The organism is Streptomyces sp. NPDC046862, assembly GCF_040704615.1.
GTDB lineage: Bacteria > Actinomycetota > Actinomycetes > Streptomycetales > Streptomycetaceae > Streptomyces.
The window spans coordinates 113,824-140,165 of sequence record NZ_JBEYXP010000001.1 but is presented as its reverse complement, the minus strand read 5'-3'; the positions used below and the strand labels follow the sequence as shown (position 1 = coordinate 140,165).

General features: G+C 70.5%; 21 protein-coding genes and 1 pseudogene. 12 read left to right on the top strand and 10 right to left on the bottom strand.

The annotated features are described in order from the left end of the window. Window positions 1–64: 64 nt before the first annotated feature. The 4 genes from AB0959_RS00645 to AB0959_RS00630 form a co-directional block, all read right to left on the bottom strand. Entirely contained in the window at window positions 65–1,549 is a 1,485-nt protein-coding gene (locus AB0959_RS00645; protein ID WP_366824012.1) for a gluconate:H+ symporter, read from the bottom strand. Window positions 1,550–1,686: 137 nt separating this feature from the next. Next, the gene (locus AB0959_RS00640; protein WP_152776640.1) at window positions 1,687–2,097 is read right to left on the bottom strand and encodes a RidA family protein; all 411 of its coding nucleotides are present in this window, start codon (window positions 2,095–2,097) and stop codon (window positions 1,687–1,689) included. A gap of 39 nt (window positions 2,098–2,136) precedes the next feature. Then, on the bottom strand, window positions 2,137–2,898 hold the full coding sequence (locus tag AB0959_RS00635) for an IclR family transcriptional regulator (RefSeq protein WP_366824011.1): 762 nt from the start codon (window positions 2,896–2,898) through the stop codon (window positions 2,137–2,139). Continuing rightward, window positions 2,895–4,136, bottom strand: a complete 1,242-nt coding sequence (locus AB0959_RS00630) for a sugar kinase (RefSeq protein ID WP_366824261.1) — start codon at window positions 4,134–4,136, stop codon at window positions 2,895–2,897. The genes AB0959_RS00635 and AB0959_RS00630 overlap by 4 nt, the downstream gene beginning before the upstream one ends. 194 nt (window positions 4,137–4,330) lie before the next feature. Here AB0959_RS00630 and AB0959_RS00625 point away from each other — a divergent pair, with 194 nt between their 5' ends. Together AB0959_RS00625 and AB0959_RS00620 are read left to right on the top strand one after the other, a co-directional pair. Next, window positions 4,331–5,623 (top strand): amino acid deaminase, encoded by a 1,293-nt coding sequence (locus AB0959_RS00625; protein ID WP_366824010.1) that lies wholly within the window; start codon window positions 4,331–4,333, stop codon window positions 5,621–5,623. Window positions 5,624–5,632: 9 nt separating this feature from the next. Then, entirely contained in the window at window positions 5,633–7,261 is a 1,629-nt protein-coding gene (locus tag AB0959_RS00620; RefSeq protein WP_366824009.1) for a D-aminoacylase, read from the top strand. A gap of 28 nt (window positions 7,262–7,289) precedes the next feature. On the opposite strand, the gene AB0959_RS00615 is transcribed toward AB0959_RS00620, so the two are convergent. Beyond that, window positions 7,290–8,225, bottom strand: a complete 936-nt coding sequence (locus tag AB0959_RS00615; protein WP_366824008.1) for a serine protease — start codon at window positions 8,223–8,225, stop codon at window positions 7,290–7,292. A gap of 409 nt (window positions 8,226–8,634) precedes the next feature. Next, on the bottom strand, window positions 8,635–9,456 hold the full coding sequence (locus AB0959_RS00610) for a hypothetical protein (protein ID WP_366824007.1): 822 nt from the start codon (window positions 9,454–9,456) through the stop codon (window positions 8,635–8,637). Between the two features lie 125 nt (window positions 9,457–9,581). On the opposite strand from AB0959_RS00610, the gene AB0959_RS00605 reads away from it, so the two are divergent. Then, entirely contained in the window at window positions 9,582–10,793 is a 1,212-nt protein-coding gene (locus AB0959_RS00605; RefSeq protein WP_366824006.1) for a pyridoxal phosphate-dependent aminotransferase, read from the top strand. A gap of 108 nt (window positions 10,794–10,901) precedes the next feature. Beyond that, window positions 10,902–11,324 carry a hypothetical protein gene (locus AB0959_RS00600; protein ID WP_366824005.1) on the top strand — a complete coding sequence of 141 codons (423 nt, stop codon included), beginning with the start codon at window positions 10,902–10,904 and terminating at the stop codon, window positions 11,322–11,324. Window positions 11,325–11,990: 666 nt separating this feature from the next. On the opposite strand, the gene AB0959_RS00595 is transcribed toward AB0959_RS00600, so the two are convergent. Beyond that, window positions 11,991–12,164 (bottom strand): hypothetical protein, encoded by a 174-nt coding sequence (locus AB0959_RS00595; RefSeq protein WP_366824004.1) that lies wholly within the window; start codon window positions 12,162–12,164, stop codon window positions 11,991–11,993. Between the two features lie 197 nt (window positions 12,165–12,361). On the opposite strand from AB0959_RS00595, the gene AB0959_RS00590 reads away from it, so the two are divergent. The 4 genes from AB0959_RS00590 to AB0959_RS00575 are packed head-to-tail and all read left to right on the top strand — an operon-like array spanning window position 12,362 to window position 16,829. Beyond that, on the top strand, window positions 12,362–13,465 hold the full coding sequence (locus AB0959_RS00590; protein ID WP_366824003.1) for a substrate-binding domain-containing protein: 1,104 nt from the start codon (window positions 12,362–12,364) through the stop codon (window positions 13,463–13,465). Between the two features lie 16 nt (window positions 13,466–13,481). Further along, window positions 13,482–14,657 (top strand): toxic anion resistance protein, encoded by a 1,176-nt coding sequence (locus tag AB0959_RS00585; protein ID WP_366824002.1) that lies wholly within the window; start codon window positions 13,482–13,484, stop codon window positions 14,655–14,657. Next, window positions 14,654–16,240 carry a VWA domain-containing protein gene (locus AB0959_RS00580; RefSeq protein ID WP_366824001.1) on the top strand — a complete coding sequence of 529 codons (1,587 nt, stop codon included), beginning with the start codon at window positions 14,654–14,656 and terminating at the stop codon, window positions 16,238–16,240. Before AB0959_RS00585 ends, AB0959_RS00580 begins: the two co-directional genes overlap by 4 nt. Continuing rightward, window positions 16,227–16,829 carry a hypothetical protein gene (locus AB0959_RS00575; protein WP_366824000.1) on the top strand — a complete coding sequence of 201 codons (603 nt, stop codon included), beginning with the start codon at window positions 16,227–16,229 and terminating at the stop codon, window positions 16,827–16,829. The genes AB0959_RS00580 and AB0959_RS00575 overlap by 14 nt, the downstream gene beginning before the upstream one ends. Window positions 16,830–17,129: 300 nt before the next feature. Here the strand turns inward: AB0959_RS00575 and AB0959_RS00570 are convergent, their stop codons facing one another. Beyond that, window positions 17,130–18,965 carry a phosphoenolpyruvate carboxykinase (GTP) gene (locus AB0959_RS00570; RefSeq protein WP_366823999.1) on the bottom strand — a complete coding sequence of 612 codons (1,836 nt, stop codon included), beginning with the start codon at window positions 18,963–18,965 and terminating at the stop codon, window positions 17,130–17,132. Window positions 18,966–19,295: 330 nt separating this feature from the next. Between AB0959_RS00570 and AB0959_RS00565 the strand changes: the two genes are divergently transcribed. The 4 genes and pseudogenes from AB0959_RS00565 (at window position 19,296) to AB0959_RS00550 (ending at window position 23,396) form a co-directional block, all read left to right on the top strand. Next, the gene (locus AB0959_RS00565) at window positions 19,296–20,009 is read left to right on the top strand and encodes a hemolysin III family protein (RefSeq protein WP_366823998.1); all 714 of its coding nucleotides are present in this window, start codon (window positions 19,296–19,298) and stop codon (window positions 20,007–20,009) included. A gap of 206 nt (window positions 20,010–20,215) precedes the next feature. Beyond that, window positions 20,216–21,936: pseudogene (locus tag AB0959_RS00560) on the top strand (MFS transporter). A 5-nt stretch (window positions 21,937–21,941) separates the two neighbouring features. Then, the gene (locus tag AB0959_RS00555) at window positions 21,942–22,598 is read left to right on the top strand and encodes a TetR family transcriptional regulator (RefSeq protein ID WP_366823997.1); all 657 of its coding nucleotides are present in this window, start codon (window positions 21,942–21,944) and stop codon (window positions 22,596–22,598) included. Window positions 22,599–22,664: 66 nt separating this feature from the next. Continuing rightward, on the top strand, window positions 22,665–23,396 hold the full coding sequence (locus AB0959_RS00550; RefSeq protein WP_366823996.1) for a Mut7-C RNAse domain-containing protein: 732 nt from the start codon (window positions 22,665–22,667) through the stop codon (window positions 23,394–23,396). Between the two features lie 92 nt (window positions 23,397–23,488). Here AB0959_RS00550 and AB0959_RS00545 read toward each other — a convergent pair whose 3' ends face one another. Continuing rightward, window positions 23,489–25,522 (bottom strand): thioredoxin domain-containing protein, encoded by a 2,034-nt coding sequence (locus tag AB0959_RS00545; protein WP_366823995.1) that lies wholly within the window; start codon window positions 25,520–25,522, stop codon window positions 23,489–23,491. A 47-nt stretch (window positions 25,523–25,569) separates the two neighbouring features. Next, complete coding sequence (locus tag AB0959_RS00540) at window positions 25,570–26,340, bottom strand: recombinase family protein (protein WP_366824260.1); 771 nt, start codon at window positions 26,338–26,340, stop codon at window positions 25,570–25,572. Window positions 26,341–26,342: the final 2 nt, after the last annotated feature.

Sequence of the window (26,342 nt, the reverse complement as noted above, 5' to 3'; positions counted from 1 at the left end):
GGGCACAGCCAGCCCCTGGTTCGTTACATGCGTAACACGCGCCGCGCGCCACACACCACGTGCCTCACACGAAGAGGCTCAGCACTCCCGCCACCACGAAACCCGCCACCGACAGCACCGTCTCCAGCACCGTCCAGGACTTCAGGGTGTCGCGTTCGCTGATGCCGAAGTACTTGGCGACCATCCAGAAGCCGCCGTCGTTGACGTGCGAGGCGAAGATGGAGCCCGCCGAGATCGCCATGATCACCAGGGCGACGAAGGCCTGCGAGTGGTGGCCCTCCGACAGCAGCGGCGCGACGATGCCGGCCGTCGTGACGATCGCGACCGTCGCCGATCCCTGCGCCACGCGCAGGACCACCGAGATCAGGTAGGAGAGGACGATCACGGGCAGGCCCACGTCGTTGAAGGTGTCCGAGAGCGCCTGGGCGACCCCGCTGGCCTTGAGGACCGCGCCGAAGACACCGCCCGCGCCGACGACGAGCAGGATGTTGCCGACCGGCTTGAGCGAGGCGGTCGACACCGTCTCCAGGGACTTGCGGGACCAGCCGCGGCGGATGCCGAGCAGGTAGTACGCCAGGAACAGGGCGATCGTGAGCGCCACGAACGGGCTGCCGAAGAACTCGATCACCGAACGGCCCGTGGACGGGTCCAGCGCGATCGAGGAGAACGTGGAGGCGAGGATCAGAACCAGCGGCGTACCGATGATGGCGAGCACCGTGGCGAGCGGCACCGGCTTCTCCTGGGGCTCGACGCCGTTCGCGCGCTGCTCGTCGATCACGGCCTGCCTGGCCTCGGCGGCGGCCTCCACCATGTCCTGCGGTACGGCGACGAAGATCCGTCGGCCGATCCAGGCCGAGTACGCCCAGGCGGCGAACACGGCGGGGATGCCGCAGACGACACCCATGAGGATGACCCAGCCGAGGTCCACCTTGAGCAGTCCGGCGGCGGCCACCGGGCCGGGGTGCGGCGGCAGGAACGCGTGGGTCACGGAGAGGCCCGCGAGCAGCGGCATGCAGTACAGGAGGATCGACTTGCCGGAGCGCTTGGCGGCGGCGTAGACGATCGGCGCGAGGACGAAGATACCGACGTCGAAGAAGACCGGGATACCGAAGATCAGGCCCGTGAGGCCCATGGCGAGAGGGGCGCGCTTCTCGCCGAAGAGGTTGAGGAGGCGGGAGGCGAGTACTTCGGCGCCACCGCTCACTTCGAGGATCGCGCCGAGCATCGTGCCGAGGCCGATGATGATCGCGACATGGCCGAGGATGCCGCCCATGCCGGACTCGATGGTGGACACCGCGTCCGACTTCTGGACCGTGCCGAAGAGTTCGGTGACGGACAGGCCCGCCGCCAGGCCGACGGCTATGGAGACCGCGAGGAGGGCCACGAACGGCTGGAGTCTGACTCTGATGATCAGGACGAGGAGCAGGACGATGCCGAGGGCCGCGACCGTGAGGAGCCCGGCGGTGCCGTCGATGAGGGTGAGCAGGCCGCCGGTGTGGGGTGGTGTCTCGGGGGCGGTGGCGGCGAGGGGAAGGGGTGTTGGGGACATGGCTGGGGGGACCTCTTCGTAAAGGCACGATGCTTTCGGGCAGGGGGAATCGCGGTGCGGCGCCCCGTGCGGGGAGGGGGGCGGGCGCCGCACCGTGACGGCTTACGGAGTGCGGGAGGCTGGGGTTTTGAGGAGCGCTAGCCCAGTACGGCCAGCGCGTCGATCTCGATGAGGAGGCCCGCGGGGAGGCCGACGTAGACCGTCGTGCGGGCGGCGGGCGGAGCGGTGAGCTGCTGCTCCTCGAAGTACTGGTTGTAGATCGCGTTCATCTCGGCGAAGTGGTCCACGTCCGTGAGGTAGACGCGGATCATCATCACGTCGTCCCAGCCGGAGCCTCCCTCCTCCAGGATCGCCTTGACGTTCGCGAGGGTCTGGAGGGTCTGCTCGCGCAGGGTGGGTCCGGCGGGCGTGGGCGGCTTGCCCTCCTCTGCCGGCAGGAAGCCGACCTGGCCGGCGACCTGGAGGATGTTCCCCTTCTTCACGCCGTGCGAGAACTTCGCGGGCGGGGTGGTGTGGGTCTTCGGGGTGAGCGCGATCTTGTCCGTCATACGGTGTCCTTTGCCGTGTCTGTCATTTCGCTGTGTCTGTCATAGCGAGTCCTTCGCCGGGGGCCTGCCCGAATACTCGCGGCTGACGGCCTCGGCGGTGCGGCGCACCAGGGGGAGCAGGGTGAGGAGTTCGTCGGCGGTGACGACGACGTTGGGGGCCGAGACCGACATCGCGGCGACGACCCGGCCGTCGGCTCCGCGGATGGGGGCGCCGACGCAGTTGATGGACTCCTCGTGGCCACCGAGGTCGGTGGCCCAGCCCTGTTCGCGCACCCGCTCCAGCTCCTTGAGGAAGGCGGGCGCGTTGGGCGTCGAACGGGGCGTGTAGAGGGGGTAGTCGAGTTTGTCGGCGAGGGCGCGGCGCTCGGTGTCGGGAAGGTCGGCGAGCAGGAGCTTGGCGACGGCGGCGACGGTGATCGCGACGGGTTTGCCGATCCGGGAGTACATGCGCACCGGGTAGCGGCTCTCGACCTTGTCGATGTAGAGGACCTCGTTCTCCTCGTAGACCGCGAGGTGGACGGTGTGGCCGCACTCCTCGTTGAGGCGTACGAGGTGGGGGTGGGCGATCTCCCGGACGTCGAGGTTCTCCACGGCCTCCTGGGCGAGGGCGAAGAGGCGGGCGCCGAGGCGGTAGCGCTGGTCGGACTGGCGGTAGACGAGACCGTGCTCGTGGAGCGTGCGGAGCAGGCGCAGGGCCGTGGACTTGTGGACGCCGAGACGGTCGGCGACCCGGCCCAGGTCGGCGGGGCCCTCCGCCAGCAGCGGCAGGATGCTGAGGGCACGGTCGACGGTCTGGCTCATGGCTGCTGTACCTCCTCGTCGGCCCTGGTGGCGGCTGTGGTCCAGCCGGGGCCGAGACGAAGTGTGCCCCAGGTCCCGTCGTCCAGGTCGGCGAGGCGGTCGGCGTGGTCGCGGGTGGGGGGTGTGCCCAGGTCACCGGGCACCGTGAGCACGGCGGCGGCCATGAGGTGGCCGTGGCGGAGACGGGCCCGTGCGGGGAGTCCGCGCAGCGTGGCGGACAGGAACCCGGCGGCGAAGGCGTCTCCGGCGCCCACGGGGGCGACGACGTCCACGTGGAGGGCGGGGGCGTGGGTGATCGTGTCGTCCGTGAGCGTGCCGTCTGTGGTCGTGGGCGCGTCCGTGGCCGTGGGCGCGTCGGTGGCGCCCCTGAAAGGGGCGCGGGGAACTGCGCGACCAGCCACGACGGACCCGCGGCCGGCCACCGGCCCCGACGGCGCGTACGGGGCGGACGGCGCGGACGGCCCCGACGGGGTGGACTGGGCCTCCGGCCGCTCGAACAGAGTCGCCCCCTCGGCGCCCTGCTTCACGACCAGCGTGCGCGGCTCGGGGAGGACGTCCCGGACGGCCTCGGGGCCGCCCTCGACGCCCCAGGCGGCCGCCGCCTCGTCGGCGCCGACGAAGACGACGTCGGCGCGCCGGGCGAGGTCGAGCAGGACCCGTCGGCCGCCCGCGTCGCGCCAAAGGCTGGGGCGGAAGTTGATGTCGAAGGAGACGAGCGGGCGGTCCGGGCCGGGTGCGGTCAGTTCCCGGAGCAGGGCGTGGCAGTCCTCGGACAGTGCCGCGGTGATCCCGGAGAGGTGCAGGACCCGGGCCGCGCGCACCGCCGCGAGGTCGACGTTCCCCACGGCCATCGCGGACGCGGCCGAGCCCGCGCGGTAGTACGCCACCTCGTGCCCGTCGTCGGCCCGGTCGCCCGCCGTACGGAAGTACACGCCGGTGGGGCGCGCCGGGTCCCGCCGTACGGCCGAGACGTCGACGCCGTACCCGCCGATGGTCTCGACGAGGTGGTCGCCGAAGCCGTCGGTCCCGACCCGGCTCACCCATCGCGTCGTGTGCCCGGCGGCGGCCAGTGCGCACGCAACGTTGGACTCCGCTCCTCCGATACCCCTTTCGAAGGACGGGACGTCGGCGAGGCGGCCCGGCCGGGAGGGAAGGAAGGTGACCATGGACTCGCCGAGGGCCGTCACGTCGACGACGCCGACGCCGCTGCCGGTGCCCCGGGCGGTGCCGTGGTCCACGAGGGCGGCGGGTCGGTCGGTGGTCACACGGGCTCCTTGTCGGTGCGGGGCCAACTTGTCGGTGGTGGGTCAACTTGTCGGTGCTGGGTCGGCGGCTTTCGTTGACCCGGTGTTGGCTGGGATGTTAGACAGCTCCGAGCGACATACGCAATGACTGTTGCACATATCGCAATACACCTGATCAGGGAGGCTCCATGGGTGCGGAAGCCAGCACCGATGTACGGACCGAAGCCCTCGCCCGCCTGGCCGCCGAGCGCGTCGGCCACCGTTTCAAGGGCCTCCCGCCCGACGCCGAGGGGCTGACCGTCGGCGCGCTCACGGCCGAACGCCGCAACCTCTTCACCGGCGGCTTCACCACCCCCGTACTCGCCCTGTCCGCCGAGCGCCTGGAGCACAACCTCGCGCTCATGGAGACGTACGCGGCCCGCCACGGCCTCGTGTTCGCGCCGCACGGCAAGACCTCCATGGCCCCGCAGCTGTTCTGGCAGCAGATCGACCGGGGCGCGTGGGGCATCACACTGGCGGTTCCGCATCAGGTGCGGGTGGCGCGGGAGTTCGGGATCGAGCGGATCTTCCTCGCGAACGAGGTCGTCGACGAGGCCGCGCTGAAGTGGATCGCAGCCGAGTTGGACGCCCACCCGTCCTTCCGGCTCGTCTGTTACGTCGACTCCGTGCGCGGCGTCGAGCTGATGGACTCGGCGCTGCGGGGCGTCGCCTCCCGCCCCCTGGACGTGGTCGTCGAGCTCGCCGCCGGTGAGGGGGCGCGGACCGGCGTCCGGACCGAGGCGGAGTGCGCGGCGGTGGCGGACGCGGTGGCGGCCGTGCCCACGCTGCGGCTGGTGGGTGTGGCGGGCTACGAGGGCGAGGTGCCCCGGGCGGACCCGGAGCGGGTGCGGGCCTGGCTGCGGCGGCTCACCGCGCTCGCGGCGGACTTCGACAAGGCCGGGCGGTTCGCGGGGCTGGACGAGATCGTGGTGAGCGCGGGCGGCAGCGCCTGGTTCGACGCGGTCGCGGACGTGTTCGCCGAGATCCCCGAACTGTCGGTGCCCGTGCTGAAGCTGCTGAGGTCCGGGGCGTACGTCTCGCACGACGTGGGCCACTACCGCCGGGTGACCCCGTTCAACCGCGTCCCCGAGGAGGGTGCCCTCCTCCCCGCCTTCCGCCTGTGGAGCCAGGTGGTCTCGCGCCCCTCCCCCGAGCAGGCCTTCACCAACGCGGGCAAGCGGGACGCGGCGTACGACCTGGACCTGCCCGCCGCCGAGGCGGTCCGCCGCGACGGCGCCGAGCGGCCGGCGAACGGCATCACGGTCACGTCCCTGTCCGACCAGCACGCGTGGATCGCCACGACCCCCGAGGCGGATCTGGAGGTCGGCGACTGGCTGTCCCTCGGCCTCTCCCACCCGTGCACGTCCTTCGACAAGTGGCAGCTGATCCCGGTGGTGGAGCAGGACGGCACCGTCGTGGACTACGTCCGCACGTTCTTCTAGGAGGCGTTCGTGGAGGATCTCGTCATCCGTGACGCGGACGTGGTGGACGGCTCCGGCGCCCCCTCGTACCGCGCCGATGTGGTCGTCGACGGCGGCCGGATCGTCTCGATCGTCCAGGAGGCCGCCGCGGCGGGCTGCCAGCGTCCGCGAGCGACCCGGGAGTTGGACGCGGAGGGCCTGGTGCTCTCCCCCGGCTTCGTCGACATGCACGCCCACAGCGACCTGGCCCTGCTGCGGGACCCCGACCACAGTGCGAAGGTCGCGCAGGGCGTCACGCTCGAAGTGATCGGCCAGGACGGGCTGTCGTACGCGCCGGTCGACGACCGCACCCTCGCCGAGGTCCGCAGGGCCATCACCGGCTGGAACGGGTACGGCGACGACATCGACTTCACCTGGCGGTCCGTCGGCGAGTACCTGGACCGGCTCGACCACGGCTTCGACGGCGAGGGCATCGCGGTCAACGCCGCGTACCTGATCCCGCAGGGGACGGTGCGCATGCTGGCCATGGGCTGGGAGGACCGCGAGCCGACGCCCGAAGAGCTCGACCGGATGCGGCGGTTGGTGGCCGACGGGATGCGCGAGGGCGCCGTCGGCATGTCGTCGGGCCTGACGTACACGCCCGGCATGTACGCCAAGGACGCCGAACTCACCGAGCTGTGCCGGGTCGTCGGGGAGCTCGGCGGCTACTACTGCCCGCACCACCGGTCGTACGGCGCCGGGGCGCTTCAGGCGTACGAGGAGATGGTCGCCCTCACGCGGGAGGCGGGCTGTCCGCTCCATCTCGCCCACGCCACCATGAACTTCGGCGTGAACGAGGGCCGGGGCGCCGAGCTGCTGGCCCTGCTGGACGACGCGCTCGCCGACGGCGCCGACATCACGCTCGACACCTACCCCTACACCCCCGGCTGCACGACTCTGGTGGCCATGCTGCCCAGTTGGGCGAGCGAGGGCGGCCCGGAGGCGATCCTCGCGCGGCTGGAGGACGAGGACAGCGCCGGGCGCATCCGGCACCACATGGAGGTCGTGGGCGCCGACGGCTGCCACGGTGTCCCCATCGAGTGGGACACGATCGAGATCTCCGGGGTCACGGACCCGGCTCTGGCGCCGTACGTCGGCAGGACCGTCCAGCAGTCCGCCGACGAGCGCGGCGAGGCCCCCTGGACGACCGCCCGCCGGCTCCTTCTCGCCGACCGGCTCGGCTCGACGATCCTCCAGCACGTGGGCCACGAGGAGAACGTCCGGACCATCATGCGGCACCGCGTCCACACGGGGGGCTCCGACGGCATCCTCCAGGGCGCCAAGCCGCACCCGCGCGCGTACGGGACGTTTCCGCAGTACCTGGGGCGCTACGTGCGGGAGTTGGGGGTGCTGTCGCTGGAGGAGTGCGTCGCGCACCTCACCTCGCGGCCCGCGGCCCGGCTCGGACTCGCCGACCGGGGGCGGGTGCGCGAGGGGTACCGCGCCGACCTGGTGCTGTTCGACCCGGGCACGGTGGCCGCGGGGTCCACGTTCGAGTCGCCGCGGACGCTGCCCGTCGGCATCCCGTACGTCCTCGTCGACGGCCGGTTCGCGATCGAGGACGGACGCCGGACGGATGTGCTGGCGGGGCGGGCGGTACGCCGGGCCCAGGCCCGGTGACCGCCCGCCCCGCACGGGCTGATCGCGCCTACGGCTTGGGCAGCACGCAGCCGCTGCGGCTCAGGTCGAGCTTGTTGTCGACGCCGAAGCAGGCGGGGATCTGGTAGGTCTCCTGGGCGTAGTTGATGCCCTGGCGGACCGTCACGTTGCCGCTCGCGTCGACCTCACAGGGGTTGTTGACGGTGCAGCGCCCGCCGTCCTCGTTACCCGTGTTGTTGACGGCGACCACCTTGTTGGTGGCGGCGTCGACGACCGGCGAGCCGGAGGTGCCGCCGATGGTGTTGCACGCGGAGGTGTAACGGACCGAGTCCTTCCAGGTCCAGTCACCCTCCTTCAGGCGGTACGCGAACCCGTCGACGTTGCAGCTGTAGATCCGCTTCCAGTAGCCGGAGACGACGCTGATGGCCGTGCCGGCGGTCGGATGCGTGTCGTTGAGGGTCAGCGCGTCGATGCCGTACGAGCTCTTGATCTGCGCGTACGTGCTCGTCAGCTGGTACAGCGCGACGTCCGTGTCGGTCATCGTGCCGTAAGAGATCTTGCTGGCCCGGAGCGTGGCGACGCGGCTTCCGGCGGAGTTGAGCAGGCCGAAGGTGCGGCTGGACGCCTTGTCGACGATGACCTCACCGGCCGCCGGGAACCCGGACTCCAGACAGTGGCCGTTGGTCATCACGAGCGCCGGGTCGTTGTCCTCCGAGGAGGGCATCCGGACGACGGAGCCGGAGCAGTTGCTGAGCGAGACGGTGCCGGCGAAGTTGACGGCCCGGGCGGACGGCTGGGTGATCCGGCCCACCGTCGCCGTGGTGGACGTGACGAGGTCCGTGACCTCGGACGTGATCGTGTCCGTGTCCGCACTCTTGCCCACGGAGGCGGGGTCGGCCGCGGGCGCGCTCGCGGCGACCGCGGGTGCCGCGCCCGCTCCGGCCAGTGCCAGGGCGAAGGCTGCGGCGACGAGAGGTTTTCTCATATGGGGGGTCCCCTCTTGCGACGTGGGGTGACGGAAGGGTTTCCGATCACCACCTGCTTTGTCATGCGCATTGTGAGGGGCGTGGGATGGGTGGGCAAGAAGCCGCTTCCGGACACACGGCGCCCGCGAGGGATCCCAGGGCCGACCGCCCGTGTTTCATGATCGGTGCAACTGGCCGCCGCGCACCCCCACTTGGGGCCTTCTTGGACACCTTGTTGCGCGGGCTCCACCGGATCTCCGCATTGCGACGGATCACGCGACGGATCACGTGACGGTTCGTGTGGCTGTTCGTGTGACCTTCGCGTCGCGGTTCGTGGCTGTTCGCGTCGCGGTTCGCGTGACTGTTCGCGTTGTGGTTCGTATGGCGGTTCTGTGGCGAATCACCCGGGATCACCATGGATGAACTGGGTCACTTCGGCCCTTTGGTCGAGCCCTGTCCGCGGCCCGGCCTGTTGCCGGAGTTGCCCCTGTCCGGCTCGGTCGTGGTGGTGGAGGCGGTCGGGGTCGAGGACGTCTCCGTGGTGGGGGTGGAGGCGGACCGACGCGGGCCGGATCGGCCGTCGGAAGCGCTCGCCGACGCGTCGCCCGAGGCCTTGGGCGACACCTCGCCCGCGGCCCCCGAGGAGGTTCCGGACGAAGGGGCGTTCGTCGCGCCGGACGCGCCGCCCGTTCCGGGCTTCTGGACGGCCGGGGCGGAATCCCCCGGCTTCGGGGACTCGTAGCCTCCCTGCCCTGAGGAACCGGAGCCGAGAAGCCCGGTGACGGTGACGGTCACGGCCACGAGGACGGCACCGACGCCACCGGCGACCAGAACCCCGCGCCGCCCGATCCGGCCCGCGGCCACACCGGCACGCCGTCCGTTCCGGGGCCGGCGGCGACCCTGTGCGCGTCTTCGGTGCCCGCCCCCGCCGGCGAACACCACGCCGTCCTCGGGCGGGCGCCCGGCATCCTCCCCGGCGGGACCGGCCTCCGCGGGCACCCGCTCGGCGTAACCGTCCTCGACGGGTTCCATGCGCACCGTGTCGTCGTAGGCGTTCTGCCAGCCGTGGGCGACGGCCGGGTCCGAGTACGCGTCATAGACGGGCGCCGCGCCGGCGTCACCGTACGGGTGGTACACGTTCGGGGGGCCTTGGAGACCCCCGCCCTCCCCGGACGTACCGTTCATCCCGTTCGCGCCGTTCGCCGCGTCCACTCCGTATGCCGTGTCATCGCGCTGAGGGTGGCTGGACATGGGGGCGCATTGTAGAGACCCCTGGGGTCCATGAGACAGCAGAGGTACATATGCACCTATAGCGGTCGTCTCACGTGGTGGAAAACACGCCGCAGGAAGCGTTACCGGGCCGTAAGCTCACGGGCATGCAGGTGATCCAGTCGACCAAGCTCGCCAACGTCTGTTACGAGATCCGGGGCCCGGTACTCGAGGAGGCGATGCGGCTCGAGGCGGCGGGACACCGCATCCTCAAGCTCAACACCGGCAACCCGGCCGCCTTCGGCTTCGAGTGCCCGCCCGAGATCCTGGAGGACATCCTCCGCAACGTGTCGTCGGCCCACGGGTACGGAGACGCGAAGGGCCTGCTCGCCGCGCGCCGGGCGGTCGTCATGCACAACCAGACCCTCGGCATAGAGACGGACGTCGAGCACGTCTTCATCGGCAACGGCGTCTCCGAGCTGATCGTCATGGCGATGCAGGGCCTGCTGGACGACGGCGACGAGGTCCTCGTACCGGCCCCGGACTACCCGCTGTGGACGGCGGCGGTGTCCCTGTCCGGCGGCACCGCGGTGCACTACCACTGCGACGAGCAGTCCGACTGGATGCCCGACCTCGCCGACGTGGAGCGGAAGGTCACCGACCGCACCAAGGCGATCGTCATCATCAACCCGAACAACCCGACGGGCGCGGTGTACGACGAGGCGATGATCAAGGGGCTGACGGACATCGCCCGCCGCCACAACCTGCTGGTCTGCTCGGACGAGATCTACGACAAGATCCTGTACGACGGCGCCACCCACCGCCCGACGGCCTCGATCGCTCCCGACCTGCTGACCCTCACCTTCAACGGCATGTCGAAGGCGTACCGCGTGGCGGGCTACCGGGTGGGCTGGATGTCGATCTCCGGCCCGCGGGCGCACGCCGACTCCTACATCGAGGGCCTGACGATCCTGGCGAACATGCGGCTGTGCGCGAACATGCCGGGGCAGCACGGCGTGGTCGCCGCGCTGAGCGGCCGCCAGACGATCAACGACCTCGTACTGCCCGGCGGCCGGCTGAAGGAGCAGCGGGACGTGGCGTACGAGTTGCTGACGCAGATCCCGGGCGTGACGTGCGTGAAGCCGAAGGGCGCGCTGTACCTCTTCCCCCGTCTGGACCCGAAGGTCTTCAAGATCAAGGACGACCGCCGGATGGTCCTGGACCTGCTGCGCCGCGAGAAGATCATGGTCGTCCAGGGCACGGGCTTCAACTGGACGGCACCCGACCACTTCCGGGTGGTGACCCTGCCGACGGTGGCGGACCTGACGTCGGCGATCACGCGGATCGGGCACTTCCTGGACGGCTACAGCCAGCCGTAACGCGGCGCTCGCCGGACCAGCCCGTTGGTCTTCGAAGATTTCGGACTGCACTCAACTTTAGACGAAATCTAAGCTAGGATGGCTGGACGAGAGCTTGGAGGCCATCCCATGTACGAACCGATCCGCACCAAGTCGGTCCACACGATGGCCGGCACCACCGCCGACTTCCCTCACCGCACCCGCGAGGAGGAGCTGGACATCCAGCTCGCGGGCCATCTCGCGGCGCTGCTGACCGTGACGGACGAGCTCCGCGCGCTGGCGCCGTCCGACGACCTGGACGTGGCGGCGGAGCGGCTGGCCGGGCAGGTGGCCCGGCTGCGGGGTGGGCGGCCGCCCGTGCGTTCGTCGGTGTCCGCCGCCGAGCGCGGGGACGCGCACATCGCGGCACTCCACGAGCGTGCGCACGCCCTCGCGGGGCGCGCCCTGGTCGTCGCCGCGTCCCGCGCCGACACGGCGGGCGCGATCCTGGCCGCCGAGCGCATGGACGCGCACACCGCGGCCCTGACCAACGAACTGACCACGACGGTCTGACCCTCTGACGGTCTGACCCTCTCCCCCTGCCCTACCCTGCCGGGGCCCCCGATCGGCCCCGGTCCGCGTGCACCCGCAGCGACGCGCGGACCGGGAGCCACGGCACTGCGTTCGCTTGGCCGGGTACGTGGGGGCGCCCTGCCGGTGGGGGTGCCGTGGGGTGAGTGGCCCCCAGGGGCTCCGCCCCTTCAACCCCGCACGGGGCTCCGCCCCGGACCCCGCTCCTCAAACGCCGGAGAGGCTGGAGGGTGCGGGCGGCACTGGATGGTGCGGGGCGGCACTGCTTTTCCCGGCAGGGGGTTGCGGGCTCGGCTGCGCGGAGGGCTGGTTTCCAGGGGCGCGGTGATTTGCCCGGTTTGTTAGGGGCACGGAGAACTGCCCGGTTTGTCAGGGCGCGGAGATTTGCCCGGTTCACAAGGCCGCGGGGAACCGCACGGTCTTTAGGGGCGCGGGGAACTGCGCGACCAGCCCCCACCCACCCGCACCCAACCGACCCACCCCAGACACCCTCCACCCCCCGGGGGGGGCTGGGGGCGCAGCCCCCAGGCACGGGATGGGACGGGTAGGGGCGGCGGGGGCGAGGAAAACCCACCCACCCGACGCGGCGGAGCGCCGGGGCCCGTCACAACCCCGGCGCTCCATGTCCGCACCAGCCACCACCCGCGATCAGCCCAGCAAAATCGTCAGGACGACGAACACGAGCAGGAGCAGGACGACCACGACCCACACCGGCCAGGTGCCGCGCTGCCGGGGATCCTCAGGGCCACCACCACGGGGGCGGTCCTCGGGAAGTCTCGAGCCCTCGGGGCGGTCACGCGAGTAGAAGTCACCGCTTGCCATGGGACCTCACTCCTCCAGTACTCCACTCCGGTACTCCGGTCGTACGCCACCGCCGAGTACCCACCCACCCCAGCAGCAACCAGCAACCACCCACCCCCACGGAGCCCACCCCTCCGGTTGCATACCGGGATCGCCTCGTCACCCCCCGTTCACCCGCCCACGCGAGGAATGTCGCCTTCCGAGAGCACGCTCCCGCTGTGAGACGTATCGCAGGAATCGTCCTGGCGGTCCTGCTCCTCGGCGGCGTAGCGGCAGCCGTCGTAGCGGGACGCGAAGAGCAGGACACGAGCACGGCAACGAAGACCGTGCGCATGGTGATCGGATCGGAGAAGGCCGAGTTCTTCGCCGACCCGGACGTGGTGAAGGCCCTCGCCGCCAAGGGCTACACCGTGAAGGCCGAGACCTCCGGGTCATGGGCCATGGAAGGCCTCGACCTCAAGGGCTACGACCTCGCCTTCCCCTCCAGCCAGGCCCCCGCCGCCGAGCTCGCGAAGAAGTACGGCGTGAAGCAGACCCTGACCCGCCCCTTCTACTCGCCCCTCGTCGTCGTGGCCCACCGCAACGCCGCCGAGGTGCTGGCCGCCAACGGTCTCGCCACCCTCGACGAGCACAGCGGCACGAAGCACAGCGGCACCGAGCACCGCGGCACCCTGAAGATGGCCGCCTACCTCGACGCCGCCCGCCAGGACCGCACCTGGCAGCAGCTCAAGGGCGCCAACAAGTACGGGGAGCTGACCGGCACCCTCTACATCGCCAGCACCGACCCGGAGACCTCCAACTCCGGCGCCCTCTACCTCGCCGCCGCCTCCTACGTCGCCAACCGCGGCCGAGTGGTGGAGAGCGACGCCGACGTCGCCCGCACCGCGCCCCTGATGCGCAAGCTGATCGGCGTCCAGGGCGCCCAGCAGTCCAGTACGGACGCGGCCTTCCGGGACTTCGTCAGCGGTGCCGGCAACCCGCTCGTCATGGTGTACGAGTCGCAGGTCGCGGCGCTCCTCGCCGACGGACAGAACCCCGGTGACCTCGTAGTGCTCTACCCGGACACCACCGTCAACAGCGACCACACCGTCGTACCGCTCACCGAGAACGGCCGTGCGCTCGGTGACCTCCTCGGCACCGACCCGACGTTGCGCAAGCTGGCAGCGCGGTACGGCTTCCGCCCGCAGGGCGCGGGCACCGAGTTCGCGGCGGCCGGTGCCGACCGCGCCACCTACCTGAACCAGGCACTGACCGGTGTCCGGCAGGCGCCCGTGCCCACCTCCGCGGTGCTGCACGAACTGGCGCGCCGGGCACGCGGATGACGGGGGGACACAGCAAGTGACAACAGACAACGACACCTTCACCCTCACACCGCCCGAGGCCGTCGCGCCCGTGCCCCGGGAGAAGGCCGGCGGGCTCGTCCCCGTCGACGACGGGGTGCGTACCGACATGGCGCGCAAGGCCGCCGAGTACGTGCAGGGGCTCGCCGTACTCGACGCCCGTTCACCGGAGTTCGCCGGCAAGGTCGGCGAGATCACCGCTCTGGGCGCCGGCGAGATGCGGACCGCGGCCGCGCAGTCCAACCGCATGCTGGAGCGCGCCGTCCGTTCCCTGCCGTCCAAGGGCGGGGACGCCCAGTCCCAGGTCGCGGGCTCGCTCGTCGAACTGCGGCGGGTCGTCGAGGACTTGGACCCGCGTGACCTGCCCGCGGCGAAGGGACGCCGGTTCCTCTCCCGGTTGCCCGGCGGCAACAAGCTGCGCGACCACGTCGCCAAGTACGCCTCGGCGCAGGGCACGTTGAACAAGATCGTGGGATCCCTGCGGGGCGGGCAGGACGAGTTGCGGCGCGACAACGCGGCGCTCCAGACCGAGCGCGTCCGCCTCTGGGAGAACATGGGCAAGCTCCAGGAGTACGTCGTCCTCACCGAGGCCCTGGACACCGCCGTCGAGCAGCACGTCGCGGGCGTGGAGGCGACGGACCCTACGCAGGCCGACACCCTGCGCGCCGACGTGCTCTTCCCCGTCCGTCAGAAGCACCAGGACCTGCTCACGCAGCTCGCCGTCTGCGCCCAGGGCTATCTGGCCATGGATGTCGTACGGCGCAACAACGACGAGCTGATCAAGGGCGTCGACCGGGCCGCCACGACCACGGTGTCGGCCCTGCGGATCTCCGTCATGCTCGCCTCCGCGCTCGACAACCAGCGCAAGGTCGTCGACCAGGTCAACGCGCTGCGCGGCACGACCGAGGACCTGATCCGCGGGAACGCCGAGATGCTCGCCACGCAGAGCGGCGAGATCCAGCGCATCGCCGCCGACCCGGCCGTGGGCGCGGAGACGCTGCGCTCGGCCTTCCAGCAGATCTACCGCACCCTCGACGCCATCGACACCTACAAGATCCAGGCGACCGAGACGATGGCGGCGACGGTGGAGTCCCTCACGTCCGAACTCCAGCAGGCGAGCGCCTACCTGGAGCGCAGCCGGTCCCAGGGCGCGCTGGAAGGAGGGCTCGGATGAGACGACGAGTACTTCCCGCCGGACGACGAACACTGGCCGTCGGACGACGAGCACTGGCCATAGGCCTGGCCGCCGCCGCCCTGCTGACGGGCTGCTCGGCGCAGGAGGACCAGCACCAGCAGGACCCGGGCGCGCCGATCCCCGGCACCCTCCGCGTCCTCGCCTCCAGCGAGCTCAGCGACATGGCCCCCGTCCTCGACCAGGTCGAGAAGGACACCGGCATCAAGGTCCGCCCCACCTACATGGGCACCCTCGACGCCGTCGAGCTGCTGGCGACGGGCAAGGCCGACGGGCGGTACGACGCCCTGTGGCTGTCCTCCAACGACTATCTGCGCCTTCGCCCCGACGCGGCGGGGAAGGTGGTCTCCGAGACACCCGTCATGTCGAGCCCGGTCGCGATCGGGGTCAGGTCCGCCACCGTCACGGAGCTGGGCTGGAAGCCGGACGACGTCACCTGGGCCCAGGTCGAGCAGGCCGTGCGGGACGGGAAGCTGACCTACGGCATGACCGACCCGGCCCGCTCCAACTCCGGTTTCTCCACGCTCGTCTCGGTGGCCTCGGCGCTCTCCGGCGCCCAGGCCGCCCTCACGGACGCGGACGTCGCCAAGGCGGCCCCCCGGCTGAAGGAGTTCTTCACGGGGCAGAAGCTGACCTCGGGTTCGTCGGGCTGGCTGGCGGCGGCGTACCGGCGGCGCGGGAACGTCGACGCGCTGCTCAACTACGAGTCCGTCCTCAAGGGCGTCCCGGGTCTCACCGTGATCCGTCCCCGCGACGGTGTCGTCACCGCCGACTACCCGCTGACCTCCCTCGCCGCGACCGACTCCTCGACCCGCGAGGACGTCCGCCGTCTGACCGAGGCCCTGCGCACACCGGAGATCCAGCGCGCGATCACCGAGAAGACCCACCGGCGCCCGGTCGTGCCGTCCGTGCGGCCCGCGGCCGGCCTCGACACGAGCAGGCGGCGCGAACTGCCCTTCCCGGGCAGCCGTTCCGTCGCCGACGGGCTGCTCGACTCGTACGAGAACGAGCTGCGCCGCCCGTCGAGGACCGTGTACGTCCTCGACACCTCCGGCTCGATGGAGGGCGAGCGGCTGGACCGGCTGAAGCAGGCGCTCACCGACCTCACCGGCGACTTCCGGGACCGCGAGGAGGTCACCCTGATGCCCTTCGGCTCGGACGTGAAGAGCGTGCGGACGCATGTAGTGAACCCCGCCGATCCCCGGTCCGGGCTCGACGGGATCCGGCGGGACACCGGGAAGCTGAGCGCCGACGGCGACACGGCGATCTACACCTCCCTGGAGAAGGCGTACGACCATCTCGGCTCCGACGACCGGGACACGTTCACGTCGGTCGTGCTGATGACGGACGGCGAGAACACGACCGGGGCGAAAGCCGGTGACTTCGACGACTTCTATCGCTCCCTGTCCGGCGCCCGGCGGCAGATCCCCGTCTTCCCCATCCTCTTCGGCGACTCCGACCGCTCCGAACTGGAGCACATCGCCGACCTGACCGGTGGCCGTCTCTTCGACGCCCAGAAGGGCTCGCTGGACGGCGCCTTCGAGGAGATCCGTGGCTACCAGTAGGTTCCTGGGGTATCTGGAGTCCCGCAAGAACATCGCGGGCAGTGCCTGCGGGCTGGCCGGCCTGGTGCTGACCTTCACGGGGGCGGCGGGCCCCTACTGGCCCGTCGTGGTCACCGGCCTGTACGCCGCCGGCGCCCTGATCGCCCCGCCCGAACGCCCGCCCCTGCCGGACTTCCCCGATCCCTCGGCCCAGCTCGACGAGCTGCGCGCCGACTTCGGCAGGCTCCGCGACTACCTGGCGGACGTCGAACTGCCGCCCGCCGCCTCCGGCCGTCTCACCGAGCTGACCGACCTGCTCACGGCCCTCCTGGACCCCGGCTGGGTCGCCGAGGTCCTCGCCCAGGACCCGGAGGGCGTGCACGCCCTGTCCAGGGCCGTGCGACAGGACGTGCCCGAGGCGGTCGACACCTTCGTACGGACCCGGTGGTGGACCCGGCTGACCCCGGGGACGGACCCGCCCGAGCGCCACCTGGAGCGCCAGCTCTCCGTTCTGCAGGAGGAGTTCACGGCGCTGGCCGCCACTCTCCGGGACGTCGAGGCCCGACGACAGGAGTCGCACACGCGCTATCTGGAGGGCAGGTCCGGGTAACGGGCGAGGCGGGCAACGGGCAAGGCCACGCCCGTCAGCTTCCCTTTGCGGTGGCGACGATCACGATGAACAGCAAGGCCCCGGGGAACTGCCCGGCTTTTAGGGGCGCGGGGAACTGCGCGACCAGCCACACCCCACCCGCACCCAACCAACCCACCCCAGCCACCCCCCACCCCACGGGGGCATGGGGGCGGAGCCCTCATGGACAGGATGGGACGGGTAGGGGCGGCGGGGGCGCAACCCAAGGGCCGGGACCCGCACGCCGTTGTGCGAGCCCCGGGCTTCTCTGATTGCCGGGTGTCAGCCCAGGCGCCGCACCAGCGCGTGGTACTCGTCCCACAGCTCCTTGGGCGTGTGATCACCGAAGGTGTTGAGGTGGTCGGGGACCAGCCCCGCCTCCTCACGCCACACGTCCTTGTCGACGGTGAGGAGGAAGTCGAGGTCCGACTCCGACAGCTCAAGACCGTTCGTGTCCAGGGCACCCTTCGCCGGCAGGACGCCGATCGGGGTCTCGACGCCCTCGGCCCGCCCGTCCAGCCGGTCCACGATCCACTTCAGGACGCGGCTGTTCTCACCGAAGCCCGGCCAGACGAACTTGCCCTCGTCGTTCTTCCGGAACCAGTTGACGTAGTAGATCTTCGGCAGCTTGGCGGGGTCCTTGCCCTTGGCGACCTCGACCCAGTGCCCCATGTAGTCGCCCATGTTGTAGCCGCAGAAGGGCAGCATCGCGAAGGGGTCGCGCCGCAGTTCGCCGACCTTGCCCTCGGCCGCCGCGGTCTTCTCCGACGCCACGTTCGCGCCGAGGAAGACGCCGTGGTTCCAGTCGAAGGACTCGGTGACCAGCGGCACGGCCGTGGCGCGGCGGCCGCCGAAGAGGATCGCCGAGATCGGCACGCCCTTCGGGTCCTCCCACTCGGGCGCGATGATCGGGCACTGCGAGGCCGGGACGGTGAAGCGGGCGTTCGGGTGGGCGGCCGGGACGTCCGCGGACGGCGTCCAGTCGTTGCCCTTCCAGTCCGTGAGGTGGGCCGGAGTCTCCTCCGTCATGCCCTCCCACCAGATGTCACCGTCGTCCGTCAGCGCGACGTTCGTGAAGACCGAGTTGCCCCACAGCGTCTTCATCGCGTTGGCGTTGGTGTGCTCGCCGGTGCCGGGCGCGACACCGAAGAAACCGGCCTCGGGGTTGATGGCGTAGAGACGCCCGTCCTCCCCGAACCGCATCCACGCGATGTCGTCGCCGATCGTCTCGACCGTCCAGCCGGAGATCGTCGGCTCCAGCATGGCGAGGTTGGTCTTGCCGCACGCCGACGGGAAGGCCGCCGCCACGTACTTCGGCTCACCCTGCGGAGGCGTGAGTTTGAGGACCAGCATGTGCTCGGCCAGCCAGCCCTCGTCCCGCGCCATCACGGACGCGATGCGCAGGGCGTAGCACTTCTTGCCGAGCAGCGCGTTACCGCCGTACCCGGAGCCGTACGACCAGATCTCGCGCGTCTCGGGGAAGTGCGAGATGTACTTCGTGCTGTTGCACGGCCATGGCACGTCCGCCTGGCCCGGCTCCAGCGGGGCCCCGAGCGTGTGCACGGCACGCACGAAGAAGCCCTCGGAGCCCAGTTCGTCCAGCACCGGCTGTCCCATACGGGTCATGGTGCGCATGGACACCGCCACGTACGCGGAGTCGGTGATCTCGACGCCGATCGCGGACAGCGGCGAGCCCAGCGGCCCCATGCAGAACGGCACGACGTACATCGTCCGGCCCCGCATCGAGCCCCGGAAGACGCCGCCGCTGCCGTCCCGGCCCTGGAAGATCTCCCGCATCTCGGCGGGGTCCTTCCAGTGGTTGGTCGGGCCGGCGTCCTCCTCGCGCTCGGAGCAGATGAACGTACGGTCCTCGACCCGGGCGACATCGGTGGGGTCGGAGGCGGCGTAGTAGGAGTTGGGGCGCTTGATCGGGTCGAGCCTCTTGAAGGTGCCCTTGTCGACGAGCTCCGCGCAGAGCCGGTCGTACTCGGCTTCTGATCCGTCACACCAGACCACGCTGTCCGGTTGCGTCAGTTCGACGATCTCGTTCACCCACGCGATCAGTTCCTTGTGGGTGGTGGGGACGGTATCGGGGGGAGCCGCGATGTCCTGCGCCACGATTGCTCCTAAATGAGGGATTTTTCTTTGGACGCCCCGTGGGGGCCGCGACCCGGATGCTTCGCGATGTGGATCTCATGGCGCTCATCCGGTGCCGACCGCACTCATTTGATCATCCGACGCATCCGCGCATATGTCCAGAGGGCCTCACACCTGAGCGACGTGACCATCACCACTCGGTAGAATTCGCCCATCCTGTTTCACCCTGTCACCGGCGCTTCACCACGCGTATCCAGAAATTCGGGCGACCGGTGAGAGCATGGCCACTCTTGAGCGCCCAACCTGTCGGACTGATAGGTCACTTACGGCTCCGTAGGTACGATGCCGGTCATGACTGCGTCCGCCCCCGACGCGCCCACGGACTTGCCGGTCGCCGACCGCGGTCCCGCCGCGCCCTCCCTGCCGCATCCGATCAAGCCGAGGCTCCGTGGCTGGCTGCACGCGGGCATGTTCCCGGCCGTGATCATCGCGGGTCTGGTGCTCACCGCACTCGCGAACTCGACACGGGGACGCATAGCCTGTGGCATCTACGTCATGACGGCCTGCCTGCTCTTCGGGATCAGCGCGCTCTACCACAGAGGCAACTGGAGCCCGCGCGCGGACGCCATCCTGCGCCGGCTGGACCACGCGAACATCTTCCTGATCATCGCGGGCACCTACACACCCCTGACCCTGCTGCTCCTGCCCGACACCAAGGGGCAGTGGCTGCTGTGGGGCATCTGGGGTGCCGCACTGGCGGGCATCGTCTTCCGCGTGTTCTGGATCGGGGCCCCGCGCTGGCTCTACACCCCCTGCTACATCGCGATGGGCTGGGCCGCGGTCTTCTTCCTTCCCGACTTCCTCCGGACGGGCGGGATCGCCGTCCTCGTCCTGGTGATCGTCGGCGGCCTCCTCTACAGCGCGGGCGGCGTGATCTACGGGATGAAGCGCCCGAACCCGTCACCGAGCTGGTTCGGCTTCCACGAGGTCTTCCACTCCCTCACCCTCGCGGCGTTCGTCGTGCACTACGTCGGCATCTCACTGGTGGCCTATCAGCACGCCTGACCCTCCCGTTCCTTCCGCCCTTTCCGTCCCTTCCGGCGAACTCCTCTTCAGTGGCCGCGGCTCGCACGCCGCGGCCCTTTCGCATGTCAGGGCGACACCCGAGCCTCACAGAGCGCGAGCACCCATGACCACAGAGTGACACACGGCACTGACAGTCGCCTCTCCGGCGTTGACAGTCTCCACCTTTTGAGAGTTACTCTCATTTCATGGCTACTGTCACGCAAGTCCAGGACCCTCGGCGTGACCCCCGCCGCTGGTGGGCCCTCGGCGCACTGGTCGCGAGCATGCTCGTGCTCGGCTTCGACATGACGATCCTCAACGTCGCGCTCCCGACGATGGCCGGGCAGCTGCGGGCGAGCACCGGAGAACTCCTGGGGGTCCCCCCAGGCGTTTAGCACTGGGGGAGGATCGTGGACGCGTACATCGTGGTGTTCGCGGCGCTGATGCTGCCCGCCGGGCTGCTCGGCGACCGCTTCGGGCGGCGCAGGATGCTGATCGCCGGGCTCGGCGTGTTCCTCGCCGGCGCCCTGTTCGGCACCCTCGTCCACACGCCCGAACTGGTCATCGCCGCCCGGACGGTGATGGGCGTGGGCGCCGCGCTGGTGATCCCGCTCGGACTGTCCGTGCTGCCGTCGATGTTCGGCCCCGAGGAACGCGGCAAGGCGGTCGCCGCCGTCACCGCCTCGATGGCCGCGGGCATGCCGCTCGGTCCGCTCGTCGGCGGACTGCTGCTCGACCACTACTGGTGGGGATCGATCTTCCTGATCAACGTGCCGATGGTCGCCCTCGGCATCACCGCCTGCGTCTTCCTGCTCCCCGAGTCCCTCCCCCACTCTCAACTTCGTTCGAGCGGGGGGACCCCCATCCCCGCCTCACCGAGGGTGGACGTGGTGTCCACCGGGTACAGCGCGCTCGGTCTCGGCGCGCTCGTCTTCGGCATCATCGAGGCACCCGGGCGCGGCTGGAGCAGTCCACTTGTCATCGGCTCGTTCGCGCTGTCCGCGGTGCTGCTCGCCGCCCTCGTCGTACGGGAGCGGCGCGCCGTACGGCCGATGCTCGGCCTCGAGCTCCTCGGGCACCGGGGGTTCCTGTTCAACACCCTGGCCGCGACACTGGGCACGTTCGTCTTCTCCGGGCTGCTGTTCATGCTGCCGACGTACCTTCAGGAGGTCGGGGGCACCGACGCGTTCGGCACCGGGCTGCGTCTGCTGCCGATGATGGGAGGCCTGATGGTCGCCGCGCGGCTCAGCACTCCCCTGGTGGGGCGTCTGGGTCCCCGCCCCGTGGTCACCGTGGGTCTCGTGGTGCTGTGCTTCGCCGCGCTGCTCGGCTCCCGCACCGGGACCGGCAGCGGCTACGGGTTCACCGCGCTGTGGCTGACGATCGCGGGCGTGGGCTTCGGTCTGGCGATGGTGCCCGCGATGGACGCGGCGCTCGGCGGGATCCCCGCCGAGGAGGCGGGCTGGGGGTCCCCCCGCTCGAACGTAGTTGAGAGTGGGGGAGGTTCCGGGCGCTGATGACGCTGCGCCAGGTGGGCGGTGCGATCGGTATCGCGCTGCTCGGCAGCCTGGTCGCCGGGGCCTACGGCGACCACGTCGACACCACCGGCCTGCCTGCCGGGGCCGCCGGCGCGGCGCGCGACTCGCTGACCGGCGCCCACGCGGTCGCCGAGCGACTGGGTCTGCCGGCCCTCGCCCGCTCCGCCGACTCCGCGTACGTGGACGGCATGTCCACGGTCCTCGTCGTCTGCGGCATCGCGGCCCTGGTGGCCGCCCTCCTGACGGCAGTACTCCTGCCGAACCAGCGGCCGGGCGAGACCCCGGTACCGGACCCGGAACCGACCCCGGCTGCGGCCCCGGGACCGGCCCCGGCAGCGGACGGCGAGACTCCGGATCTGGCTTCGCGCCAGATCCATGGCCGACAATGAACGACATGACCACGGCACGAACCCCTCTTCCGGACACGGCCCGCCGACTCCCGGAGGCCGAGCGCCGGCTGAGCCTGCGGGAGCGCAAGAAGCTCAAGACACGCACCGCGATCAGGGACGCCACCTACCGGCTGATCAAGGAACAGGGGTACGAGGCGACGACCGTCGAGCAGATCGCCGAGGAGGCCGAGGTCTCGCCCAGCACCGTCTTCCGGTACTTCCCCACCAAGGAGGACATCGTCCTCACCGACGAGTACGACCCCTTGATGGAGGACCTGCTGCGCTCACGCCCGGCGGACGAACCGGTGCTGGAGTCCGTGCGATGGTCGATCCGGCACTCGCTGGCCCTGGCGGTCACCGACACCCCGGACTACGCGGACGACGAGATGAAGCTCCGCATCGGGCTGATGGTCTCGGTCCCCTCGGTGCGCGCGCGGATGATGGAGACCATGTCCGTCACCGGGCGCCTGATGTGCCGAGCGCTCGCGGAACGCACGGGACGCGACGAGGACGACCTCGAGGTGCGGGTCTACGCGATGGGCCTGATGGGCGCGCTCCTGGAGGCGATGATCTACTGGGCCGAGCGCGACTACCAGGACGATCTGACGGACGTGGTCGACCGCACCCTGGCCGCCTTCCAGAACCTCCCGAGAAAGCGGTGACCCCGGCCGCGCGGGGCACCGGAAAAGAACCGGCCGACCGCAGGGCGGCCATGACATCCTGACCCGGTGAACGGACCTGAGATCCACGTCGAGTTCGCCCCCGAGCTGGGAATCTTCGTCCCCCAGGGGCGACGCGAGGGTGCCACGAAGGTCGTCACCGACGGCGTCTCCACGCTGGGCCACGTCGTCGAGTCGCTGGGCGTCCCGCTGACGGAGGTCGGCGCGCTGGTGGCCGACGGGCGTGAGGTTCCGGTCTCCCACGTCGCCGGGCCGGGCGAGACCGTGCGGGTACGGCCCGTCGCCCGCCCCCAGCGCGTCCCCGGAGCCCCGCTCCGCTTCCTCCTCGACGTCCACCTCGGCACCCTCGCCCGCCGGCTGCGCCTCCTCGGCGTCGACGCGGCCTACGAGTCCACCGACATCGGCGACCCCGCCCTCGCGGCGCGCTCCGCCGCCGAGCGCCGGGTCATGCTCAGCCGCGACCGGGGGCTGCTGCGGCGCCGCGAACTGTGGGCCGGGGCGTTCGTGTACAGCACGCGACCGGACGAGCAACTGAACGACGTACTGGACCGTTTCGCGCCCGAGCTGCGGCCCTGGACTCGGTGCACGGCCTGCAACGGGCTCCTCAGGGAGGCCGCGAAGGACGACGTCGCGGACCAGCTGGAGGGCGGGACGCGGCGGTCGTACGACGTTTTCGCGCAGTGCGAGGAGTGCGGGCGGGCGTACTGGAAGGGCGCGCACCATGATCAGCTGGAAGCGATCGTGGAGCGCGCCCTCGCGTTCTGCTCTGAGCGGCGTTGAGGAGTTCGGGTAACTGAGCGCTGTGTGTAGCTGCGGGTCCGTCGTGGCGTAGCTGCGGGTCCGTCGTGGCCGGCCAGGTGCAGCAGGCCGTCTCAGCCGCTCAGGGCCGCTCGAAGTCGGTCACCATCGGTCGTCGGGGCGTCACAGGTGAAGTTGCGGCAGACGTACGCGGTCGGTTCGCCGCCGACGAGCAGACGGTCGGCCAGCAGCGGAAGCTCGTCACTGTCCGCGGTCCCCACCGCGACGACCGCACCCGGCGCGGTGCCGAGAAGTGCCGTGCGGTGCAGGGTCTTCGTCCCCGGATCGTCGGCGGCGGGTCCCACGACGGCGACCTCCCGCGGCCCGTCGAGGAGCGCCTCGGCGGTGGCGAGCCCCCACCCGATGAAGCGCGGCACCCTCGGCCCGAGCGCCTTCACCACACCCAACGCCCGCTCGGCGGCAGTGCGATGGGGCACGGAGCCGGTGTGGGCGGCATACCCGAGCAGCGCCCCGGCCGCCGCGCTCCACCCGGACGGGATCGCGTTGTCCGTGGGGTCCTGCGGCCGCCGGATGAGCTTCTCGGCGTCAACGGCCGTGTCGTACAGGGCACCCGACTCCTCGTCGGTGAACGAGGCCAGCACGTGGTCGAGCAGGAACCCGGCGAACTCCAGCCAGACGCCCTCTCCGGTCACGGACGCGAGCGCGAGGAAGCCCTCGGCGACATCGGCATAGTCCTCCAACACGCCCGCGTTCGCCCCGGCCTGCCCGTCCTTGCTGGTCCGGGAGAGCCGAGCCTGGTCGTCGAGGTGCAGCCGTACGAGCAGATCACCGGCCGCGAGCGCCGCCTCGACCAGATCCGGCCGATCGAAGTATGCGCCGGTCTCCGCGAGCGCGGCGACGGCGAGCCCGTTCCAGGCGGCGACCACCTTGTCGTCGCGGCCGGGAGCGGGGCGCGTGGAGCGCGCGTCGAGGAGCCGTTGCCTGATGGACTCGATGCGCGCAGCCTCGAACACGCCTTCGTGCTGTGGAAGCTGGAGCACGGACTGCCCGTGCTCGAAGGTGCCCGCGTCGGTGACGCCGAAGTAGTCCGCGGCGAGCCGAGCGTCGTCGTCCCCGAGGACTTCGGCAAGCTGGGCCGGGGTCCACACGTAATAGGCACCCTCGACATGCTTGCCGCTGCCGTCCTCACTGTCGGCGTCGAGCGCGGAGGCGAACCCTCCTTCATTGGTCCGCAGCTCGCGCACCATGAAGTCGGCGGTCTCGAGGGCGACGCGGCGGGCGAGCTCGGACCCTGTGGCGCGCCACAGGTGGGCGTAGACGCGACACAAAAGCGCATTGTCATAGAGCATCTTCTCGAAATGGGGCACAACCCAGTCCCTGTCGACCGAGTACCGAGCGAATCCGCCTCCCAGTTGGTCGTAGATACCGCCGCGCGCCATGCGCTCGCACGTGTCCTGCGCCATCTGCAGGGCGCCCTCGGAGCCGGTGCGGGCGTGGTGCCGCAGCAGGAACTCGATGACCATGGACGGCGGGAACTTGGGCGCCCCGCCGAACCCGCCCCGCGTGGCGTCGTACTCCTTCGTCAGCCCGAGCAGCGCCTGAGCGAGCTCCTCCTCCCCCGGCACGTCCATGGCGCCGTAGTTCAGCTCCCGCCCGGCCAGGTCCCGCACGATCTTCCCGGCGACCTCGGCGACCTCGTCCCTCCGGTCGGCCCACGCGGCCCGCACACCTTCCAGGACCTGCCCGAAGGAGGGCATGCCATGGCGGGGGGCGGGCGGGAAATACGTCCCGAAGTAGAAGGGCTCGGCGTCGGGCGTCAGGAACACGGTCATGGGCCAGCCACCCTGCCCGGTGGCGGCCTGCACGGCCTCCATGTAGACGGCGTCGACGTCGGGGCGCTCTTCTCGGTCGACCTTGACGTTCACGAAGTGGGCGTTCATGAAGGTGGCGACGGCTTCGTCCTCGAAGCTTTCTTTGGCAAGTACATGGCACCAGTGGCAGCTCGAGTAACCGACACTCAGCAGTACCGGCACACCTCTCCGATGCGCCTCCGCGAAGGCCTCCTCCGACCAGGGCCACCAGTCGACCGGGTTGTCGGCGTGCTGGAGGAGGTACGGGGATGTCTCGTGGGCCAGTCGGTTCACCATGACTCCATCGTGCCTGACTGCTTCGGCTGCCACAGGACGGCTTGTTCTCAGACCGGAGTTTCTCCCGGCACTGCCCCACCCGCGCAACGCCACATCGGCTCCACGCGCGAGTGGTCCCAGGAATGAGCACCTTTCACACCGGGTCGGACGATGCAACAGACGAGGGCCGACGCGATGATCCTGTGTTTCTCTTCGAGTCGCATACCACCGGACCGCCAGTGTTGACGCTCGGCCTCGGAAGACATCATGCCGCTCTGAGGCTCGGAGAAGAGCAGTCGCTCAAGGGCCTCGTCCGCCAAGGGCCCGCTGATGCTGCATCGCCCGCAGGAGCGGCAGGTGTAGACGTAGGGGCTCTGCTTACTTCTCCCCTTCTGTGCACACAGCGCGCCGCGACAAGCACCGCCGTCGCGGCGCTCCGCCCCACATCGGAGGAAGCCGGTGGCAAGGTGACGAGGCGCGGTTTTCTTCTTTCCGGCAAGCCTCGGAGCACCGGTACCCCGATGGAGGTAGAGACTGCCGGGCGAGAATGTCGCGCATACGGCGTGCCATTGCTCCGGCGGCACGATGGGTTCCCACTGGCCGAGCACCGGCTGCCGTGTCTCCGGGACCAGGAGCAGTTCGCCTCTGTTGGCCCGGTAGCCGCAGACTCTGGGTGCGGTCATGATCTGTGTGACGGTCTGGGCATTGGGCCTGCCGCCACGCGTGCCTGTGACCCCGAGATCACACCAGTCACGCGCGATGGCCCGAACCGCCTTTCCTCCGATACGGCCGAGGATCGCCCGCTCGACGAGCTGGGCCTCATCAGGATGAAGCGTGATCC

Bases quoted from the DNA above. Each gene is read 5' to 3' on its own strand.
- AB0959_RS00635 (WP_366824011.1), bottom strand. From the start codon at position 2,898: ATGAGCCAGACCGTCGACCGTGCCCTCAGCATCCTGCCGCTGCTGGCG.
- AB0959_RS00545 (WP_366823995.1), bottom strand. From the start codon at position 25,522: ATGGTGAACCGACTGGCCCACGAGACATCCCCGTACCTCCTCCAGCAC.
- AB0959_RS00640 (WP_152776640.1), bottom strand. From the start codon at position 2,097: ATGACGGACAAGATCGCGCTCACCCCGAAGACCCACACCACCCCGCCC.
- AB0959_RS00625 (WP_366824010.1), top strand. From the start codon at position 4,331: ATGGGTGCGGAAGCCAGCACCGATGTACGGACCGAAGCCCTCGCCCGC.
- AB0959_RS00565 (WP_366823998.1), top strand. From the start codon at position 19,296: ATGACTGCGTCCGCCCCCGACGCGCCCACGGACTTGCCGGTCGCCGAC.
- AB0959_RS00610 (WP_366824007.1), bottom strand. From the start codon at position 9,456: ATGTCCAGCCACCCTCAGCGCGATGACACGGCATACGGAGTGGACGCG.
- AB0959_RS00600 (WP_366824005.1), top strand. From the start codon at position 10,902: ATGTACGAACCGATCCGCACCAAGTCGGTCCACACGATGGCCGGCACC.
- AB0959_RS00555 (WP_366823997.1), top strand. From the start codon at position 21,942: ATGACCACGGCACGAACCCCTCTTCCGGACACGGCCCGCCGACTCCCG.
- AB0959_RS00595 (WP_366824004.1), bottom strand. From the start codon at position 12,164: ATGGCAAGCGGTGACTTCTACTCGCGTGACCGCCCCGAGGGCTCGAGA.
- AB0959_RS00645 (WP_366824012.1), bottom strand. From the start codon at position 1,549: ATGTCCCCAACACCCCTTCCCCTCGCCGCCACCGCCCCCGAGACACCA.
- AB0959_RS00615 (WP_366824008.1), bottom strand. From the start codon at position 8,225: ATGAGAAAACCTCTCGTCGCCGCAGCCTTCGCCCTGGCACTGGCCGGA.
- AB0959_RS00580 (WP_366824001.1), top strand. From the start codon at position 14,654: ATGAGACGACGAGTACTTCCCGCCGGACGACGAACACTGGCCGTCGGA.
- AB0959_RS00605 (WP_366824006.1), top strand. From the start codon at position 9,582: ATGCAGGTGATCCAGTCGACCAAGCTCGCCAACGTCTGTTACGAGATC.